Annotated in this window: 15 protein-coding genes and 1 pseudogene; 5 read left to right on the forward strand and 11 right to left on the reverse strand. The window is 69.0% G+C overall.

Annotation, left to right across the window (positions count from 1 at the left end; genetic code table 11):
• The first annotated feature begins 59 nt into the window (after positions 1–59).
• Positions 60–2,867, forward strand: a complete 2,808-nt coding sequence (gene gcvP / locus RJ05_RS10900; protein ID WP_036536409.1) for an aminomethyl-transferring glycine dehydrogenase — start codon at positions 60–62, stop codon at positions 2,865–2,867.
• Between the two features lie 176 nt (positions 2,868–3,043).
• Here gcvP and RJ05_RS10905 read toward each other — a convergent pair whose 3' ends face one another.
• Positions 3,044–3,631 (reverse strand): TetR/AcrR family transcriptional regulator, encoded by a 588-nt coding sequence (locus RJ05_RS10905; protein WP_036536411.1) that lies wholly within the window; start codon positions 3,629–3,631, stop codon positions 3,044–3,046.
• 126 nt (positions 3,632–3,757) lie between these two features.
• On the opposite strand from RJ05_RS10905, the gene RJ05_RS10910 reads away from it, so the two are divergent.
• Positions 3,758–4,615, forward strand: a complete 858-nt coding sequence (locus RJ05_RS10910; protein WP_051016423.1) for a Vgb family protein — start codon at positions 3,758–3,760, stop codon at positions 4,613–4,615.
• 250 nt (positions 4,616–4,865) lie between these two features.
• Here RJ05_RS10910 and RJ05_RS10915 read toward each other — a convergent pair whose 3' ends face one another.
• The 6 genes from RJ05_RS10915 to RJ05_RS10940 all read right to left on the reverse strand — a co-directional run bounded on the left by RJ05_RS10915 (position 4,866) and on the right by RJ05_RS10940 (position 11,170).
• Positions 4,866–6,536, reverse strand: coding sequence for a substrate-binding domain-containing protein (locus RJ05_RS10915; protein ID WP_194985576.1), 1,671 nt, complete (start codon positions 6,534–6,536; stop codon positions 4,866–4,868).
• Between the two features lie 88 nt (positions 6,537–6,624).
• On the reverse strand, positions 6,625–6,873 hold the full coding sequence (locus tag RJ05_RS10920; RefSeq protein ID WP_036536416.1) for a WhiB family transcriptional regulator: 249 nt from the start codon (positions 6,871–6,873) through the stop codon (positions 6,625–6,627).
• Positions 6,874–6,901: 28 nt separating this feature from the next.
• Positions 6,902–7,450 carry an HNH endonuclease gene (locus tag RJ05_RS10925; protein ID WP_036536487.1) on the reverse strand — a complete coding sequence of 183 codons (549 nt, stop codon included), beginning with the start codon at positions 7,448–7,450 and terminating at the stop codon, positions 6,902–6,904.
• A gap of 320 nt (positions 7,451–7,770) precedes the next feature.
• Positions 7,771–8,304 (reverse strand): DM13 domain-containing protein, encoded by a 534-nt coding sequence (locus RJ05_RS10930; protein ID WP_036536418.1) that lies wholly within the window; start codon positions 8,302–8,304, stop codon positions 7,771–7,773.
• Positions 8,305–8,559: 255 nt separating this feature from the next.
• Complete coding sequence (locus RJ05_RS10935) at positions 8,560–9,693, reverse strand: acyl-CoA dehydrogenase family protein (protein ID WP_036536420.1); 1,134 nt, start codon at positions 9,691–9,693, stop codon at positions 8,560–8,562.
• Positions 9,694–9,877: 184 nt separating this feature from the next.
• Positions 9,878–11,170: an acyl-CoA dehydrogenase family protein gene (locus RJ05_RS10940; protein ID WP_036536424.1), complete on the reverse strand. Its 1,293-nt coding sequence runs from the start codon at positions 11,168–11,170 to the stop codon at positions 9,878–9,880.
• Between the two features lie 272 nt (positions 11,171–11,442).
• Here RJ05_RS10940 and RJ05_RS10945 point away from each other — a divergent pair, with 272 nt between their 5' ends.
• Entirely contained in the window at positions 11,443–13,623 is a 2,181-nt protein-coding gene (locus RJ05_RS10945; RefSeq protein ID WP_036536426.1) for a malate synthase G, read from the forward strand.
• Between the two features lie 240 nt (positions 13,624–13,863).
• Here RJ05_RS10945 and RJ05_RS10950 read toward each other — a convergent pair whose 3' ends face one another.
• A complete protein-coding gene (locus tag RJ05_RS10950; protein ID WP_036536428.1) occupies positions 13,864–14,439 on the reverse strand; it encodes a DinB family protein in 576 nt (191 codons plus the stop codon).
• A gap of 62 nt (positions 14,440–14,501) precedes the next feature.
• Here RJ05_RS10950 and RJ05_RS10955 point away from each other — a divergent pair, with 62 nt between their 5' ends.
• Positions 14,502–15,518, forward strand: coding sequence for a helix-turn-helix transcriptional regulator (locus RJ05_RS10955; protein WP_036536430.1), 1,017 nt, complete (start codon positions 14,502–14,504; stop codon positions 15,516–15,518).
• A gap of 134 nt (positions 15,519–15,652) precedes the next feature.
• Here RJ05_RS10955 and RJ05_RS10960 read toward each other — a convergent pair.
• Positions 15,653–15,946, reverse strand: a pseudogene (locus RJ05_RS10960) (MarR family transcriptional regulator); the annotation flags it as partial.
• Positions 15,947–16,466: 520 nt separating this feature from the next.
• Here RJ05_RS10960 and RJ05_RS10965 point away from each other — a divergent pair.
• Positions 16,467–16,793 (forward strand): hypothetical protein, encoded by a 327-nt coding sequence (locus tag RJ05_RS10965; protein WP_138445544.1) that lies wholly within the window; start codon positions 16,467–16,469, stop codon positions 16,791–16,793.
• Positions 16,794–17,284: 491 nt separating this feature from the next.
• On the opposite strand, the gene RJ05_RS32885 is transcribed toward RJ05_RS10965, so the two are convergent.
• Together RJ05_RS32885 and RJ05_RS30840 are read right to left on the reverse strand one after the other, a co-directional pair.
• A complete protein-coding gene (locus RJ05_RS32885) occupies positions 17,285–17,437 on the reverse strand; it encodes a helix-turn-helix domain-containing protein (RefSeq protein WP_162140631.1) in 153 nt (50 codons plus the stop codon).
• Between the two features lie 27 nt (positions 17,438–17,464).
• Complete coding sequence (locus tag RJ05_RS30840) at positions 17,465–17,605, reverse strand: hypothetical protein (protein WP_156090818.1); 141 nt, start codon at positions 17,603–17,605, stop codon at positions 17,465–17,467.
• Positions 17,606–17,722 lie beyond the last annotated feature (117 nt).

The raw sequence follows: 17,722 nt of genomic DNA on the forward strand, positions 1-17,722 counted from the left end.
AGGGGGAGGGCTGGAACCCGTCGACCGCCCGGTCGACCCGCCCGACCTGGGAGTATGCCGTGAGCCGCACCTTCGCCGACCGCCACATCGGACCCCACCGCGCCGAACTCGACCGGATGTTGCCCGTCGTCGGCGTCGAGTCGCTCGATGATCTGGCCGCCGCTGCGATTCCCGCCGGGATCCTCGACGGCTCCGCGCTCGCCGGGTTGCCGCCGGCTGCCAGTGAGCACGAGGTGCTGGCCGAACTCGCCGCGCTCGCCGAGTCCAACACGGTCGCGACCTCGATGATCGGGCTCGGCTACTACGACACGCTGACGCCGCCGGTGCTGGTGCGCAACCTGCTGGAGAACCCGGCCTGGTACACCGCCTACACCCCCTACCAGCCGGAGATCAGCCAGGGCAGGCTCGAAGCGCTGCTCAACTTCCAGACCATGGTCTCGGACCTGACCGGCATGGAGGTCGCCAACGCGTCCATGCTGGACGAGGCCACCGCCGCCGCCGAGGCGATGACGCTGCTGCGGCGCGCGAACCGTTCCGAGTCCGCGCGGTTACTCATCGACACCGACCTGTTTCCGCAGACCCGCACCATTCTCTACACGCGCGCCGAACCGCTCGGCATCGAGATCGTGGAAGCCGACCTGGCCACCGGCCAGCTGCCCGACGGTGACTTCTTCGGTGTGCTCACCCAGGTTCCGGGTGCCTCCGGCCGGATCGTGGACATGGCGCCGATCATCGAGGCCGCGCACGAGCGGGGCGCGCTCGTGGCTGTGGGGGCCGATCTGCTGGCGCTGACGTTGATCACCCCGCCGGGTGAGCAGGGCGCCGATGCCTGCTTCGGCACCACCCAGCGCTTCGGCGTGCCGATGGGCTTCGGCGGTCCGCACGCGGGGTATCTGTCGGTGCACGCCAAGCATGCGCGGCAGCTGCCCGGTCGACTGGTGGGTGTGTCGGTCGACGCCGATGGCGCGCCCGCCTACCGGCTGGCTCTGCAGACCCGTGAGCAGCACATCCGGCGCGAGAAGGCCACCTCCAACATCTGTACCGCGCAGGTGCTGCTGGCCATCGTCGCCGCCATGTACGCCAGCTACCACGGTGCGGACGGCCTGCGCTCGATCGCGCGCCGGGTGCACGGGCATGCGACCGCGATCGCCGCGGGCCTGGATGGTGCCGTGGTGCACGAGCGGTTCTTCGACACCGTGCTCGCGCATGTGCCCGGCGGTGCGGAAGCCGTTGTCGGCAAGGCCAAGTCGCGTGGCATCAATCTGCGTCTGGTCGACGCCGACCGCGTCGGCATCGCCTGCGATGAAGCGACTACCGAGGCGCACGTGGCGGCGGTGCTCGAATCCTTCGGTACCGCACTGCCTTCGGAGAAGCCGGGTGGCGAGCCGGTGTCGATCGAGACCCGCACCTCGCAGTTCCTGACCCATCCCGCCTTCACCAGCTACCGCACCGAGACCGCGATGCTGCGCTATCTGCGTCGGCTCTCCGACAAGGACATCGCGTTGGACCGCAGCATGATTCCGCTCGGTTCCTGCACCATGAAGCTGAACGCCACCGCCGAGATGGAGGCGATCACCTGGCCCGGGTTCGCGCGGGTGCACCCGTACGCGCCGGTCGAGGACGCGCCCGGGCTGCTGCGTCTGATCGCAGATCTGGAGGGTTGGCTGTCCTCGATCACCGGCTACGACTCGGTGAGCCTGCAACCCAACGCAGGCAGCCAAGGGGAGTACGCGGGCCTGCTGGCGATTCGCCGCTACCACCTCGATCGCGGCGACACCCATCGCGACACCTGCCTGATCCCCTCGAGCGCGCACGGGACGAACGCGGCCTCGGCCGCCATGGCGGGCCTGCGGGTCGAGGTGGTGGCCTGCCGCGACAACGGCGACGTCGACCTGGACGATCTGCGCGCCAAGGTCGCCGACCACGCCGACCGGCTGGCCTGCATCATGATCACCTACCCGTCCACGCACGGCGTGTACGAGCACGAGGTCGCCGAGCTGTGCGAGCTGGTGCACGAGGCGGGCGGACAGGTCTACATCGACGGCGCGAACCTGAACGCGCTGGTCGGACTCGCGCGGCCGGGCCGATTCGGCGGCGACGTCAGCCATTTGAACCTGCACAAGACCTTCTGCATCCCGCACGGCGGCGGCGGACCCGGTGTCGGACCGGTGGCGGTGCGTTCGCATCTGGCGCAGTACCTGCCCGGCGATCCGCTGGAGCCGGGTTCGCACGCGGTGTCGGCGGCGAAGTACGGTTCGGCCTCGATTCTGCCGATCACCTGGGCCTACATCCGGATGATGGGCGCCGACGGCCTGCGCCGGGCGACCCTGTCGGCGATCGCGTCGGCCAACTACATCGCCCGCCGGCTGAACGACCACTTCCCGGTGCTCTACACCGGCGAGAACGGTATGGTCGCCCACGAATGCATCCTCGACCTGCGCGAGATCACCAAGCAGACCGGCGTCACCGTCGATGATGTGGCAAAACGTTTGGCGGATTACGGTTTCCACGCGCCGACGATGAGCTTCCCGGTGGCGGGCACGCTGATGGTCGAGCCCACCGAGAGTGAAGACCTCGCGGAGCTGGACGATTTCATCGAGGCGATGATCTCCATCCGCCGCGAGATCGACCAGGTCGGCGCGGGCGTCTGGCCGGTCACCGACAATCCACTGCGCGGTGCGCCGCATACCGCCGCGAGCCTGGTCGGGGAGTGGGACCACCCCTACAGCCGCGAGATCGCCGTCTACCCGCGCGGTCTCGGGCATGCCCGCGCCAAGGTCTGGCCGCCGGTGCGCCGCATCGACGGCGCCTTCGGCGACCGCAACCTGGTGTGCTCCTGCCCACCGCTGGACGCCTACACCGACTGACGGATACCGGGCCTACGTCGCCGCGGATCGTGAAATGTCCTGGCGATCGGGGTATTCGTCAATCGTGCACCTTGCCGACGCGGGCAGCTGGTGGACCTCGTCGTAGATGACCAGGCCCTGTCGCGGACGTCGAACAGCCCCGCCGTGGAGGTCGGACGACGCGCAACCGGCCGGCGTCAGAGCGCGCCGGCGCGGGCGGCGGCTATCGCGGCGCGGGCGGCTGCTTCGGCGGCGTCGGCGGTGACCGGCTCGTGTGAGATGAACAGCCGGTAGTAGATCGGGGCGACGGCGAAGCGGATCACGGCGTGTGCGTCGACGGTTTCAGGCAGTTCCCCTCGGGCGACGGCGCGGTGGATCACCTGTGCGGACTGCGCGTGGCGCGCGGTGAAGAAGGCGTTCAATGCTGTTGCCGCCGCGGGATTCTGCATGGCGGCGGTGATGAACGCGGTGGAGATCGGGCCGGCCTGCGGATCCGCGAAGCCGGTGCGCACCAGCTCGACGATGGCGCGCAGGTCTTCATCGAGGCTGCCGGTGTCCGGGATCGGCCACGCTTCGGTGGCGGCGAGGTCGAGCGCATCGGCGATGAGCCCTTCCGGATCGGTCCAGCGCCGGTAGACGGTGGTTTTGTGCACCCCGGAACGTCTGGCGACGTTCTCCATGGTCAGGCCTGGATAGCCATGCTCGGCCAGTTCGGCGATGGTCGCTGCGCGCACCGCATCGCGCACACGCGCGCTGCGTCCGCCCGGCCGCTTCTTGACCTCCAAAGACAACTCCTGTTGCGTTAGATCCACTAGTGTCGTAGCTTAAGGCTACACAAGTTGCAATTGGAATCCGTCCTCGGCCACGAGCTACGGGCGCGGCGAGGAAAGCCGAGAAGGGAACCCACAAGTTTGACCGACAACATCCAGACGATCGACGTACCCGGCGCCCCCTACGGCGTGACGATCGCCGCCGACGGCGCGACCTGGTTCTCCATGGCGACCACCGGTGCCATCGGCCGCTACCGCGCCGGCGCGATCGACACCTTCGGCCTCGATCCCGCCGACGGACAGCCGACCGTCATCATCGAAGGCCCGGACGCGGCGATATGGTTCACCGAATTCCGCGGCAACCGGATCGGCCGGATCACCGCCGACGGCGAACGGACGAGCGTCGCCGCCGACGCGCCGTACGGTCTGTGTGTCGGTCCCGACGGGACACTGTGGTTCACCGAACTGCAAGCCGGGCACATCGCCAGGCTGGGCGCGGACGGCGAGACCGCTCGCTTCCCGGTGCAGGGCATGCCGTCGATGATCGTCGCGGGTCCCGATGCGGCACTGTGGGTCACCCTCAATCAGGCCAATGCGATCGGCCGCAGCACCACCGCGGGCGAGATCACCGTCTACCCGCTGCCCACCGAGGCGGCCAACCCGGTCGGTATCACCGCGGGCCCCGACGGCGCACTGTGGTTCGTGGAAATCGGAGCCGGACAGATCGGCCGCATCAGCACCGACGGTGCCATCGACGAGTTCCCGCTGCCGGACCGCGCCGCGCGCCCGCACGCCATCGTCGCCGGTCCCGACCAGGCGCTGTGGTTCACCGAATGGGGCGCCGGACGACTGGGCCGGATCACCACGGACGGCAAGATCACCAGCGTGGAGTTGCCGGGCGCCGAGCCGCACGGCCTGGCGGCCGGTACCGATGGAATCATCACGGTAGCAATGGAATCCGGCGTCCTCGCGCGGGTTCCCGTCAACGCGCTGTCCTGAGGCGCGGGGTGTCCGGCCGCCTGAACCATTTCCGTCGCGGGGTAGGCCTGGTTCGGCCAACGGCTGTGCCGCAGTCCGCTCCGACGGATCGGCAGTGGTGAATCTTGGTGCCCGCGGTCAGAACAGCTGAGCGGCCCGACCACATGCATGATGTTGTACTCGGCGGCACCGCCGGATCGCGCGGACCGCGACGGGTTCGCCTGCTGGACTGCCGTCCGGCCGGCTGCGGCGCTTGTACCTGTCAGCGGACCTAGGTCGTGGTCAGGGCTTGCACCATAGCCGTACCGAAGCTGATGTCATTGGACGTCGGCACGCGGGTGTAGGTGCCGCCGGTGCGCTCGGTGACCGAACGCAGCGTGTCTGTGCCCTCTGAGCCGATGACGATCACATCCACCCGCACCGGGGTGGCCGGATCGCCTGCGGCGGTCAGATCGGCGAGCAGCTGCGCACCGGTCAGTGCGGAATCGTCCTCGGGGCCATCGGTGATCAGCAGCACCGAATTGGTGCGGCCGCTGGTGTACCCGGAGACGGCGGCACGGTAGGCCGCCAGCAGCGCGGGATAGCACTGATCGGCCCGGAGGTCCGAGGGCCGGATGGTGTTCAGTGATGCGGTGACCTCGGTGCGGTGTTCGGCGGCCAGCGGCGCGGTGGCCGCCTGCACCCGATAGGGGGTGGTGCCGTCGAGGTTCTTGCCGAATGTCCAGACCCCGAGGCCGAAATCGGGGGGCATGACATTCATGGTGGACCGCAATGCGCCGAGAGTATTGGTGAGCCGAGTGGTGGAGCCGTCGGTGCCCGCCATCGACGCGGACACGTCGAGCAGCACGGTCGCCGAGACGCCGAGCACCGGATCGTCAAGTGTGGCACGGACCTTGTCGAGCGCGGCGCGCGTCGGCACCGCAGTGGTGGTGGCGGGGGCGGGGCCGAAGCCGGCGGCGGCGAACACGGCGGCCTGCTGCGGGGCGCGCAGATAGTCGACGAAAACGCCGGCGGCCCTGTTCTGGGCGGTGTCGACCCAATGGCCGGTCATCATGGCCGCCGGATAATCGGCGACGGGCGCGGCGCCGGCGGGCACGAATGTGGTGAGCCCGCCGTGCGCGTTGATTTGCTGCTCAGTAGCTGCTACCGCGTGCAGGGCGGCGGCCGCGGGCGGAGCGGAGGTGAGAGCTCCGAGTGCGCTGCGGGTGTCGGCGACCTCCGGTGCGCTGGTGGCCAAAGCGGACACGGCCGCGACCACCTGACCGGACCGTGCGGCCTCCTCGGTGAGCGGCTCGGTCCCCGACACCCCCGACGCGACGGCGGTCGCGGCGGCCAGGGTGGCATCGCCGGGCGGCATCGCCATCGCGAGCCCACCCCACGGCAGTTGCAGCTCATCGAGCGAACTGCGTTGCAGCCGAGGCAGATCCGCCCAGGTGATGCCCGCACGCTGCAACGCCGCGCCGAGCTCACCGGGGACCGCCAAGGCGATCGGACTGACCGCCACCGGCGCAGGCGTGCCCTGAATGAGCCCGGGCATCCGCACCGATTCGATCTGGCGCATCGACTCGGGGATCCACAGCGCAGGCTGCGGGCCGAGCGCGGGATCCCACGGGGCGTTCGCGGTGAACGTCGCGACCACCGCCGAGGCCGGCCTGCCCTGCACCGCCACCGTCACGCAGTGATCGCCGACGATCGGCTCGGTGGCGTTGTAGCGATCGGCGATCGTCCGCACCGGCGTTTCGATCGACGGATCGACGGTGACGTTGAGAACGGTGTCGCCCTCCACGCACTCCGCGGCCGCCGCGCTGCTGTCGCTGCTCGAGCGGTCGCGTAACTGGAACCAGCCGAACACCGCGCCGACGAGTAACAGCACAGCCACCACGGCGATAACCGGACCTTTGCTGATCCCCCGTGACCTGGAATGGCTGCGATGTGTACCCACGAGGCACGAGTGTATGCGTGTGTGTGCCGCCACACCCGGGCTGTGGCCCGCCTCCGGAGGACGGGGACGGGCCACAACTGGCGGATCATTATTCGCGGATGACCCGTCCGCGATCGAATTCGTGCCCACCCCACACACCGGACTGTCCGGTGCGCTCGGCGAAGTCGCCGCAGGCCGCGCGGATCGGGCAGCCGCCGCAGACTTCTCGGGCGTAGGCGAAATCCTGCGACGGGTACGGGAACCACGCCTCATGGTTGGGGTCGCCGCGGCAGGCGGCGCGATGCCACTCCCGGCTGTCCGACAGCGGGAGCAGGTCGGTCAAGGTGGTGATGGTCATGGCGATCCTCTCCTTTCTGCGGATCCGGTCAGGTGGTGGCAGCGAGCTGCTTCCAGATGTGGCGCTGCCGCTTGGCCAGCGGATCGGGGGCCTTCGGCTGCCACAGCAGCCGCATCCCCGCCTCCTCGGGGGTGCGGTCGGCCTTGCTGGTGTTGCACGGCGCGCAGCAGGCGATCAGATTGGCCCAGGTGTTGGGCCCGCCGCGGCTGCGCGGACGGATGTGGTCGACGGTGCGCGCCCACCCCGCGCAGTACCCGCACCGGTGCTTGTCGCGGCGCAGGACACCTGCCAGGGTGGCCCGGCTCTCGTCGCGCACCTGGGTCACATGCTCGAGGTAGACGTAGCGAAGCAGTCGAATCGTCTCGGGCAGAACGATTTCCAGATGCTTGGAGCGAATCGGGAAGCGCGGCTCCCGCTCGGCGATCGACTCGGCGGCGCCGCTGAGCAACAGCACCACCGCGCGGTCGGCGGCGATCTCGTCGATCGCCTCGTAGCTGGCATTGAGTACCAGCACCGGGGTGTGTATCCAGTTGTCGGCAGACGGGGCCACCACGGCGGTGGCGTGGCGTATCGGCATGGGTATCACCATGTTTCGGCAGAGCGAGAAGGGGATCGATCAGAGGAATGGGGGAGCGGGGCTGGGAATCAGCGGCCGTCCTGGAGGCGACCGGACTCGAGTTCCGCGCTCGCGATGCCCAGCATGAGCCGCGACTGGGCGCATACGACCGGAGCCCACAACCGCACGGGTTTCTGCGTCGAGTACAAAGCCACCTCCTCCTCTCCTGAGTTCTCGTCGATCACCGCCGGATGCGGTCGATCAGCGTCGGATCATGGTGACACACCGGATGTGGTGTTGTCGGGCCATTTTTCGGCCGTCGTACCCAGGCCGGTGGTCCTTCACGCCTGTTGCAGCAGCGCCGCACCGAAGGAGACGTTGAACCGGTCACACCAGATGGACACGCTGGTCAGCCGGGTCAGGTCGACCTCGGCCGGAATCGGGTAGTTCTGATTGCCCTTGTTGCCGCGCAGCTTGCCCAGGTCGTGGTAGGCGCCGTCGTCGAAGACGCCCCACCCATCTCGACCGGACAGCACCGGCGCGTCCGACAGCCACAAGTGCAGGTCGGGGCCGTCGGAGGTGTCGAGATTCTCCAGCCGCAGGATCCGGCTGCCGTCGGGGAGACGCAGGACGACCACGGTGCCGGAGGTGTCGTGCTCATGGGAGATGAGCGCGCCGCGCGCGAGGACCTGCGGTTCGGCGGGCGGCGCACCGGGGGTGAGCGGCGCATCGACGGTCGGCGCGGCCTCGTCGAGGGTGGTGCTGGTGAACAGCCGCCACGGCTGGAAGTACGCCAGCCCGATTCCGACACCGGTCGCCACGATCAGCGCCAGAATCCAGGTCAGGGGCGAACGGGCGAGTCGTTTCACGGCCATCTCCCTCGGTGTCTGCCCGCTGCGCTACGAGGGCGGGCGCCGCCTACCATTCAACTCCTCCCGGGCCCCAGGGGCACACTTCCGAAATGGAGGCTCTCGGTCGCACCGGCAGGGTGCCCTGGTTCGGCATCCTCGCGGGGCCACCCACCGCGACACCTGCCACCGGAACCGACCTGCGATGAGGTCGGCGGCCGCCCTGGTGCGGCCTGATCGCCCGAACCGACGACCCGCGGCGCAGCCGCATCGACCAGGGCGTCATCCCATCGGGCCGTGCCCGAGCAACACCCGCCCGGTGAACCGGGTCTGCTTGGCCCGGGGCAACGGATGGAACAGGCAGCCGTGGATGTCGCGGTAGTACATCTCCAGCTCGCAGGTGCGCGAGTAGCCCACACCGCCGACGGTCTCGACGGCCAGCCGCACCGTGTCGATCAACGCGTTCGCCGCCACGGTCTTTCGGCTGAGAATCCGCGCCGCGTACGGCTCGGTGGCGGCGAATTCCAGGTTGTCCGATGCGGTGAACATCGCCGCGATCAGGTCCTCGGCGGTGGTGTGCGCGTTCATCATCTCGCCGGCCAGTTGCAGCGTGTGCGGGTCCGCCCGGCCGGTGATCAGTGCGGCGGTCAGCTCGACGGCGGCGTCGGCGATGCCGAGATAGGCCGACATGACCAGCGGCATCGCGGCGCCGATCACGGTGTTGAGGATCGGCGGCCAGGTGTCGGCGGGCCGGATCATCGCCACGGCGGCGTCGGGGACGAACACCTCGTCGAAGACGATGGTGTGCGAGCCGCTGGCCCGCAGCCCGAGCGTGTCCCAGGTCTGCTCGATCCGCACGCCGGGCGCGTTCATGGGGATCGCGCAGTGCAGTACCCGCGGGCCATCGGGAGCGTCGTCCCAGCGGATGCTGGTCACCGCGACCGTGCCGACCTCGCAGCCGCTGGCAGGTGCCTTCCGCGCGCTCACCAGGTAGCCGCCGTCGACCCGGTGGGCGCGGCCGTTGGATTCCACCCAGTCCGAGGCTCCGGTGCTCACCAGGATCGCACCCGAAACCACCTTGCCGAAGACCACGCCGGCGTCCATACCGTGCTTGTGCCGCCACACCTGCGCGGCCACCAGATGCGAATGCATCGCGAACGCGACGGCGGTCGCGGGATCGTGGCGGCCGAGCTCGCGCAAGATCGCGCCCATCTCGCGGTGGGTGGCGCCGCCGCCCCCGAATTCGCGCGGGACCAGCGCGGCGGTGAGACCTGCGGCGCGGAGTCGATCGAAGGCTTCAGTGGACAACCGGCCGCTGCGGTCGCGTTCGGCGACGCCGGGGCGCAGTGTTTCGCCGACCTCGCGGGCTCGGGCGATCCAGTCGGTGGTGTCGAGGAGGTCTGTGGTGACAGTCATGGACGAAGCTACGAGCGTGGCCCGCCCGCGGTTCGATCTGTCTTGTCGCCGCCCGGTCCGGCATCGCGCCCGAGGTCATCGGCCGACCTTCGGATCACCGTCGTCCTCGGGACGCTGTTCGACCGGGCCGAGGTGCTGTTATCGGGCGACCCGACGCAGGCCGGACCGACGCCAGAGGTATCCCTCAGAGATTGCCGACGATGTGTTCCAGCCGCCGTGCGACGTGCTCGCGGGCCTGCTCGCGCAACGCCGGCCGATACCCCGAGGGGTACACCGGATCGCCGGGCGGGTAATTCTTCAACACCTCTTTGGCGAGGGTGATCTTGTGCACCTCGGTCGGCCCGTCGGCCAGGCCCATCACCTCGGCGTAGTTCATCATGTCGACGAACGGCAGATCCTGGCTGACGCCGATCGCGCCGTGCAGGTGCAGCGCGCGCTGGGCGATATCGTGCATCACCTTCGGCATCGCGACCTTGATCGCGGCTATGTCCTTGCGCACCTTCAGATAATCCTGCTCCTTGTCGATGCGCCAGGCGGTGCGCAGCACCAGCAGCCGGAACTGTTCCATCTCGATCCAGCTGTCGGCGATCCGTTCCTGGGTCATCTGCAAGCTGCCCAGCGGGCGGCCCTTGCGCATCGGGCGCGATACCGCGCGTTCGCACATCATGTCGAAGGCCTTGCGTACCGACGCGACGGTGCGCATCGCGTGATGTACCCGTCCGCCGCCGAGCCGGGTCTGCGCCACGATGAAGCCCTGACCCTCCGCGCCGAGCAGATGATCGGTGGGCACACGGACATCGGTGAACCGCAGGTGGCCCTCGTGCTCACTGAACCCGTGCACGTGGAAGTTCTTGACGATCTCGAGTCCCGGTGTGTCCGCGGGCACGATGAACATCGACATGCCCTGGTACGGGCTGACATCCGGGTTGGTCACCACCATGACGATGTGGAACGCGGCGAACTGGGCGTTGGAGTTGAACCACTTCTCGCCGTTGATGACCCAGTGGTCGCCGTCGCGCACGGCGCGGGTCGTGAACAGCGTCGGGTCAGAACCGCCGGTGGGTTCGGTCATCACGTAACAGGAACCGATCTCGCCCGCCAGCAGCGGTTCGAGGTACTGCTTCTTCTGCTCCTCGGTCCCGTAGTGGGCGAGGATCTCCGCATTGCCGGAATCGGGCGCTTGGCACCCGAACACCGACGGCGCCCAGACCGATGTGCCGAGCACCTCGTTGAGCAGCGCGAGCTTCATCTGCCCGAACCCGGGCCCGCCCAGCTCGGGACCCAGATGGCAGGCCCACAGTCCCTGTTCCTTCACCTTCTCCTTCAGCGGGCGCATCAACGCCATCGCCTCGGTGTCGGTGCGGTCGTACGGGTTCGGGTAGATCAGGTCCAGCGGCTCGACCTCGGTGCGGACGAAGTCGGCGGCCCAGTCCAGTTTCGCCTGGTACTCCGGATCGGTCTCGAAATCCCAAGCCATGGTCGGCCTTTCGTCGGCGTCGGCGCTGCGCCCGCGCAACCTCGGGGATCGCGGGTGGTGCGTAGAGCACACTATCCACCGCCGCGGAGCCCAGCAAGGGGCGCCGGGACCTCCGACTACCCGTCGGTGCGCGGTAAAACGCCCGGTAGGGTCTGGTGGCGTCGGAACATACCGGCCGGTGCCGGTGTTGACCCCGACGCATCGTCGTAGCACTACCGACGGGTAACATGGCTGCGACTTTTCCTACTCGTTTCTCGACAAGTGAGGCTTAGATGACAGAGCGGATTCAGGTCGGCGGGCTACAGGTGGCACGCGTTCTCCACGAGTTCGTAGAGAACGAGGCGCTTCCGGGTACCGGCGTGGATTCCGCCGCGTTCTGGGCCGGTGCGGAACAGGTGATCAACGATCTCGCCCCGCGCAACCGGGCCCTGCTGGCCGAGCGCGACGAGATCCAGGGCAAGCTCGACGCCTGGCACGGCGAGAACCCCGGCGCGAACTACGACAAGGCCGCCTACAAGAACTTCCTGACCGAGATCGGGTACCTGCGTCCCGAGCCGGCCGATTTCCAGATCACCACCCAGAACGTCGACGACGAGATCGCCACCACCGCCGGTCCGCAGCTGGTGGTGCCGGTGATGAACGCGCGCTTCGCGATCAACGCCGCCAACGCCCGCTGGGGTTCGCTCTACGACGCCCTCTACGGCACCGACGCCATCCCCGAGGACAACGGCGCCGAGAAGGGCAAGGGCTACAACAAGGTCCGCGGCGACAAGGTCATCGAGTGGGCGCGCAACTTCCTCGACGATTCGGTCACCCTGATCACCGGCTCGCACATCGGCTCGACCTCCTACAAGATCGTCGATGGTGAGCTCGAGGTCGGCCTGGAAGACGGCACCGAGATCGGCCTGGCCGACGCCTCGCAGCTGGTCGGCTACCTCGGCGACCCGGAATCGCCGTCCTCGATCCTGCTCAAGCACAACGGCCTGCACATCGAGATCCAGATCGACCCCGAATCGCCCATCGGCAGCACCGACAGCGCGGGCATCAAGGACGTGGTGCTCGAGTCCGCGGTCACCACGATCATGGACTTCGAGGACTCGGTCGCCGCTGTCGACGCCGAGGACAAGGTGCTCTGCTACCACAACTGGCTGGGCCTGATGAAGGGCACGCTCGCCGAAGAGGTCAGCAAGGGCGGCAAGACCTTCACCCGCACCATGAACCCCGATCGCGTCTACACCGCGCTCGACGGCTCCGAGCTGGTGCTGCACGGTCGATCGCTGCTGTTCGTGCGCAACGTCGGCCACCTGATGACCTCCGACGCCATCCTCGACGCCGAGGGCAACGAGGTGCCCGAGGGCATCATGGACGGCCTGATCACCTCGCTGATCGCCAAGCACTCGCTGGGCGGCGACACCGAGCTGAAGAACAGCCGCACCGGCTCGGTCTACATCGTGAAGCCGAAGATGCACGGCCCCGACGAGGTCGCCTTCACCAATGAGCTGTTCGGCCGCATCGAGGACGTCATCGGCGTGCCGCGCAACACCCTCAAGGTCGGCATCATGGACGAGGAGCGCCGCACCACGGTCAACCTCAAGGCCTGTATCGCCGCCGCCAAGGACCGCGTGGTCTTCATCAACACCGGCTTCCTCGACCGCACCGGCGACGAGATCCACACCTCCATGGAGGCCGGGCCGATGGTCCGCAAGGCCGATATGAAGGCCCAGCAGTGGATCGCCTCCTACGAGGACTGGAACGTCGACACCGGCCTGGCCACCGGCCTGCCGGGCAAGGCGCAGATCGGCAAGGGCATGTGGGCCATGCCGGACCTGATGGCCGACATGCTGGTGCAGAAGATCGGCCATCCGAAGGCCGGCGCCAACACCGCCTGGGTGCCCTCGCCCACCGCCGCCACCCTGCACGCCACCCACTACCACCTGGTGGATGTGTTCAAGCGGCAGGCCGAGCTGGCCAAGGGCGGCCCCCGCGCCACCGTCGACCAGATCCTGGAGATCCCGCTGGCCGCCGACATCAACTGGTCGGCCGAGGAGAAGCAGCAGGAGCTGGACAACAACTCCCAGTCCATCCTCGGTTACGTGGTCCGCTGGATCGACCAGGGCGTCGGCTGCTCCAAGGTGCCCGACATCAAGGACGTCGCGCTCATGGAGGACCGCGCCACACTGCGCATCTCCAGCCAGCTGATGGCCAACTGGCTGCGTCACGGCATCGTCTCCGCCGACGACGTGGTGGCCAGCCTGGAGCGGATGGCCCCGGTGGTCGACCGCCAGAACGCCGGCGACCCGAACTACCGGCCGATGGCGCCCGACTTCGCCGGCAGCATCGCCTTCCAGGCCGCCAAGGAGCTCATCCTGGAGGGCACCAAGCAGCCCAACGGCTACACCGAGCCCATCCTGCACCGTCGTCGTCGCGAGGCGAAGGCGCTGGCTGCCAAGTAATCTGCAGTGCGTGAAAAGTAGCTCCCAGCAGCTGTTTCGGCGGAGGCCCCGTACCCGATACATTCCGGTGCGGGGCTTTTGCCGTCAGTGGGGATCAGCTCGAATAACGGTCCGTCACGCTCGAGACGGCCACACATCGAGATGTGTCACCGTGGTCGACGAGAAGGCCTGTCCTACAGGTCGAGGCGCTCCCCGAAACTATGCGGCCGTGCGCGCGGGATGGGCGGTCTGCGTGAGTACTCAGCGGCGCCGGTTGTGGGTGTGTAGGTAGAGGTCGCGCAGCAGGCTCACTTCGGACAGGTGGTGGATCAGCTCGCGGTTGACGTGCAGGACGAGGTCGGCCATCGGTGCGTCGGGGAACGGCTCCGCCGGGCCCATCGGCGCCCGCAGACCCGCCTCGTCCAGGCCGCGTACCCCGGTCAGCCAGCAGTCGAGCTGGGCGTCGAGCTGGTCGAGCGCGGTGCCCGCGTCACCGGCGAACTCCCAGGTGTCGTACGACGCGGCCGGCGCCCCGAAATGCGCGGCGTTGCGTGCGGCGAGAACGCCTGCGATGACGTGGCCGAGGCGCCAGGAGATCGTGGTGAACGGTGCGGGGGAGGGCACCGGAACCGCGTAGTCCATCGTGAAATCCCCGGCGCCCAACCGGACCGGCGCCGTCGAGGTGCCGCGCGGTCGCACGCTCCAGGCGTTCGGCACCGGGGCCCAGGCATACTCGCCGTCGGTCAGGCCGTCGAGCCGGTCCCGGAGTTGATGGCTCCAGTGCACCTCCAGTTGCGCGCGCAAGGTCTGGTTCCAGTCGAAATGATCTGCTTGCATGCGGCTACCGTGACACCGCTGGCGGACAGGATCGGTCCGCTTTCAACGGCAGGGTGGATGACATGGATACGGCAGACGGCGACCAGCGCAGCACGACGGAACGGGTGCTCGCCCTGCTCGGGCTGTTGCAGCAGCACCCGTTATGGACCGGGCCCGAGCTCGCGCGGCGACTCGGGGTGACACCAAGGACGGTGCGCCGCGACGTCGAGCGGCTGCGCGCCCTCGGCTACCCGGTGCACGCCGGTCAAGGTGTCGGCGGCGGATATCGGCTCGGCCCCGGGCGGGACCTGCCGCCGTTGCTGTTCGACGACGAGGAGGCGATCGCCACCGTGGGCGCGCTGCTGTCGGGCGCCGCAGGTAGGGCTGCGGGCGCAGGCGATGCGCGGCTGGGCGCCCTGGCCAAGCTCGACCGGGTGCTGCCCACGCGGTTGCGGCACCGAGTGCGGGCGCTGTCCGGCTCGGTGGAGTTCTTCGGTCACGGTGGCATGACGGCCGACCCCAAGGCTCTCATGACCCTGGCCAGGGCCTGCCTCGACGACGTCGAGGCCGGATTCGACTACCCGATCGGAGGCGGGGCCGGGAACGCGGTGCGACGGCGGCGGGTCGAGCCCTACCGCCTGGTCGCCTCCGACCGTCGCTGGTACCTGTTCGCCTACGATCTCGACCGTGACGGCTGGCGAGCCTTCCGTGTGGATCGCATGAGCGATGTCGTCGCGCGGACCTGGCATTTCCAGCCGCGCGCCGCGCCGGATGCCGCCGCGTTCGTGCAGGAAGGTGTCGCGAGCCGGGTCTACCCGCACCGGGCGCGGTTCCTCCTGCACGCCCCGGCCGACACCGTGCGTGCGCAGATCCCCGCGTCAGCGGCCGTCGTACGCCCGCGCGGGCCCGATCGGTGTGAAATCCGCACCGGCGCCGACACAGGACTCGACGCGGCCCTCGTGCGTGTGCTGTTGCTGGGCCACGATTTCGAGGTGCTCGACCCGCCCGAGCTCGCCGAGCGTTGCAGCGTACTGGGGCAGCGACTGTCGGCGGCGGGTTCCGCCGGCGCACCACCATCAGCGAACCCGGCGACCGGGTGAGGATTGCGGGTTCATCTCTGGGCGCGGCGGTATCGGCCGAAGTTCGCGCGGATGGCGTAGTTGGCCGGTTTCGAACGGATTCGGTTCGGGGCATTGTCGCTCACCAGATTCGCGGCTCTCGCCCGGCGATCGATTCATCGGAGCGGCTCGTCGGCGAGGCGTTGTAGGTAGCCGGCGAATCGGCGGCGGTCGTGTTCGCTCCACGCCGCGGTGAGCTGGTCAAAGCAGCGGCGTTGCCAGTCGTGGGACGCCGCCAACAGCTCGTGTCCGCTGTCGGTGAGTCGTACGACGGTCCGGCGGCGGTCGCGGGTGGAGTCGCTGCGGGCGAGGTATCCGGCCGTGACGGCGTCACGCACCATGCGGCTGGCGCCGGAGTGGTCGAGACCGAGCTGCTCGGCGACGTCGGTGACCGCCGCTTCCGCGTTCGCCCGAAGCGCGGCGGCGACGGCTTCGACGAAGGCTCGCGAAGTGGCCTGACCTGGAGTACGGCTCCGGCCCGGAGCACGGGTGGGACCGGCGGATCAACCACTTGGCCGGAGGGCGCGGGGTCTACGTGCACGCCCCCGACGGACACAGCTACGAGCTGTTCACCGCCGTTCCCTGAACCGCAGGGGCGAGGCCCGTAGTTCTGCGGAGGGCATCAGTCGTGTCGGCGACGCGGGCTGAGGGCTGCTCCTCGGCGACCGCGAGAATCGCGACTCGAAACCGCGCGCGATCAAGCGTCGCTCCCGCCCGGCACAAATAGTCGCTGCGTGATTGCTGAGGACGTCTCGGCTACCTTTTGATCTCATTCTCCTGCTGGCTCCGCGTTTCGTCCTACGATTCAGGCTCCGGTTCTAATGCGTTCTAGCAGGGAAGACGGAAGGGGAAGCCGTGGTCGCGATCAGGGGAGAGCGGGATTCGCTGAGTGGACGCCATAGCGCGGTCCGGACGAGGAGCCGACGGCCGTTGGCGGCCGTGGACCTCGTCACCGGCGCGCTGGTACTGCTGGCCGCGACCGCGGCCCTGGCAGGTCCGGTGGCCGCGGCGATGTTGATGCATCGTCATGGGGTTGTACTGGGCGCGACCGCGCCGGCGTGGTCGCTCGGTCTGGGGATCCTCGCGACCGTGCTGGCATCGGGTAGCGCGGCGGTGATGTTCGCCGTGGCATGGCGGCGGACCCGTTCGAGCGATGTACGCGCCGACGCTGCCTCGACTCCCGTCCAGGTGGCGTCGGTTGACGCTGTGGGCCACCCGATGCGGGGACACCGGATCGCCGGCAGGGTCGCGCGATGACCGCGGCAGACCTGTGCACCGGTGCCACCGCCGCCGAGTGTCCCGTGCACATGCTGGTCGTCGTGCGTGATCCGACTCGTTGCGCGGCGCGGGTGTCCCAACTGCTGGAACGGGCGTGTCACCGCTGGCGCAGACGGGTGAACGCCGGCGGACTCGCGGCGTTGCATCGCTGGTCCGCCATCGAACTCGCGGGATTGGCGCCAGGGGCGCGCTGTCCGATCGACGTGATCGAGGGCGTCGCCGCGGGGATCGAAGTGACCGGCCGGGCACTCGGCGACGACTTGGCCACCGTCCTGACCCTGCACGCCGTGTGCCCGGTCGTGGCCGAATCGGTGACGGTTTCCGCGCCGGCCAGGCCCGGGCTGGTGATCTCGATCTATGGGTCGGCGGCCGACGACGTCGGCCTGGCCGAAGCGCTCGTGGACGTCCTGGCCCTGGATCAGTGTCTGACGGTGACCGGCCGGATCACCCACCGGCCGGCAGCGGTCTCGTCAGCCGAGCCCGGATCGGTCGGCCGGCGCCCGCTCCCGGAAGTCCGCTGGGCTCTGCCCGGTCTCGACGCGGAATGCCCGGAAGAAGTTGCCGTCACCGCCGAACCCGCACGCATGTGCGATGGAAGCCACCGTCTGGTCCCGATGGTCCACCAGTAGTGCGCGGGCGCGCCGGATCCGTCATTGCCGCACCAGTGTCATCGGCCCGCCCCACGCGTCGGCCAGAAGCCGGTGCACTCGCCGCCGCGATATCCGGCAGCCGCGCCCGATGGCCGCCACATCGAGACCGGGGTCGGTCAGGTGGAGGTCGACGAATGCCATCACCTGCTCGTGCCCGACGGTGCGAGCGGCCGGCTCCGAAATGGGTCCGAGCCGAGCCCAGGGGGCATTTCTTGCTCGCATGGCCCGGTCCCGCTTCGGTCGGGGCCATGCGTGCGT

The organism is Nocardia cyriacigeorgica NBRC 100375, from assembly GCF_000308555.1.
Taxonomy (GTDB): domain Bacteria; phylum Actinomycetota; class Actinomycetes; order Mycobacteriales; family Mycobacteriaceae; genus Nocardia; species Nocardia cyriacigeorgica.

Bases quoted from the DNA above. Each gene is read 5' to 3' on its own strand.
- RJ05_RS10935 (WP_036536420.1), bottom strand. From the start codon at position 9,693: ATGACTGTCACCACAGACCTCCTCGACACCACCGACTGGATCGCCCGA.
- RJ05_RS10955 (WP_036536430.1), top strand. From the start codon at position 14,502: ATGGATACGGCAGACGGCGACCAGCGCAGCACGACGGAACGGGTGCTC.
- RJ05_RS10940 (WP_036536424.1), bottom strand. From the start codon at position 11,170: ATGGCTTGGGATTTCGAGACCGATCCGGAGTACCAGGCGAAACTGGAC.
- RJ05_RS10925 (WP_036536487.1), bottom strand. From the start codon at position 7,450: ATGCCGATACGCCACGCCACCGCCGTGGTGGCCCCGTCTGCCGACAAC.
- RJ05_RS10930 (WP_036536418.1), bottom strand. From the start codon at position 8,304: ATGGCCGTGAAACGACTCGCCCGTTCGCCCCTGACCTGGATTCTGGCG.
- RJ05_RS10945 (WP_036536426.1), top strand. From the start codon at position 11,443: ATGACAGAGCGGATTCAGGTCGGCGGGCTACAGGTGGCACGCGTTCTC.
- RJ05_RS30840 (WP_156090818.1), bottom strand. From the start codon at position 17,605: ATGGCATTCGTCGACCTCCACCTGACCGACCCCGGTCTCGATGTGGCG.
- RJ05_RS10920 (WP_036536416.1), bottom strand. From the start codon at position 6,873: ATGACCATCACCACCTTGACCGACCTGCTCCCGCTGTCGGACAGCCGG.
- RJ05_RS10950 (WP_036536428.1), bottom strand. From the start codon at position 14,439: ATGCAAGCAGATCATTTCGACTGGAACCAGACCTTGCGCGCGCAACTG.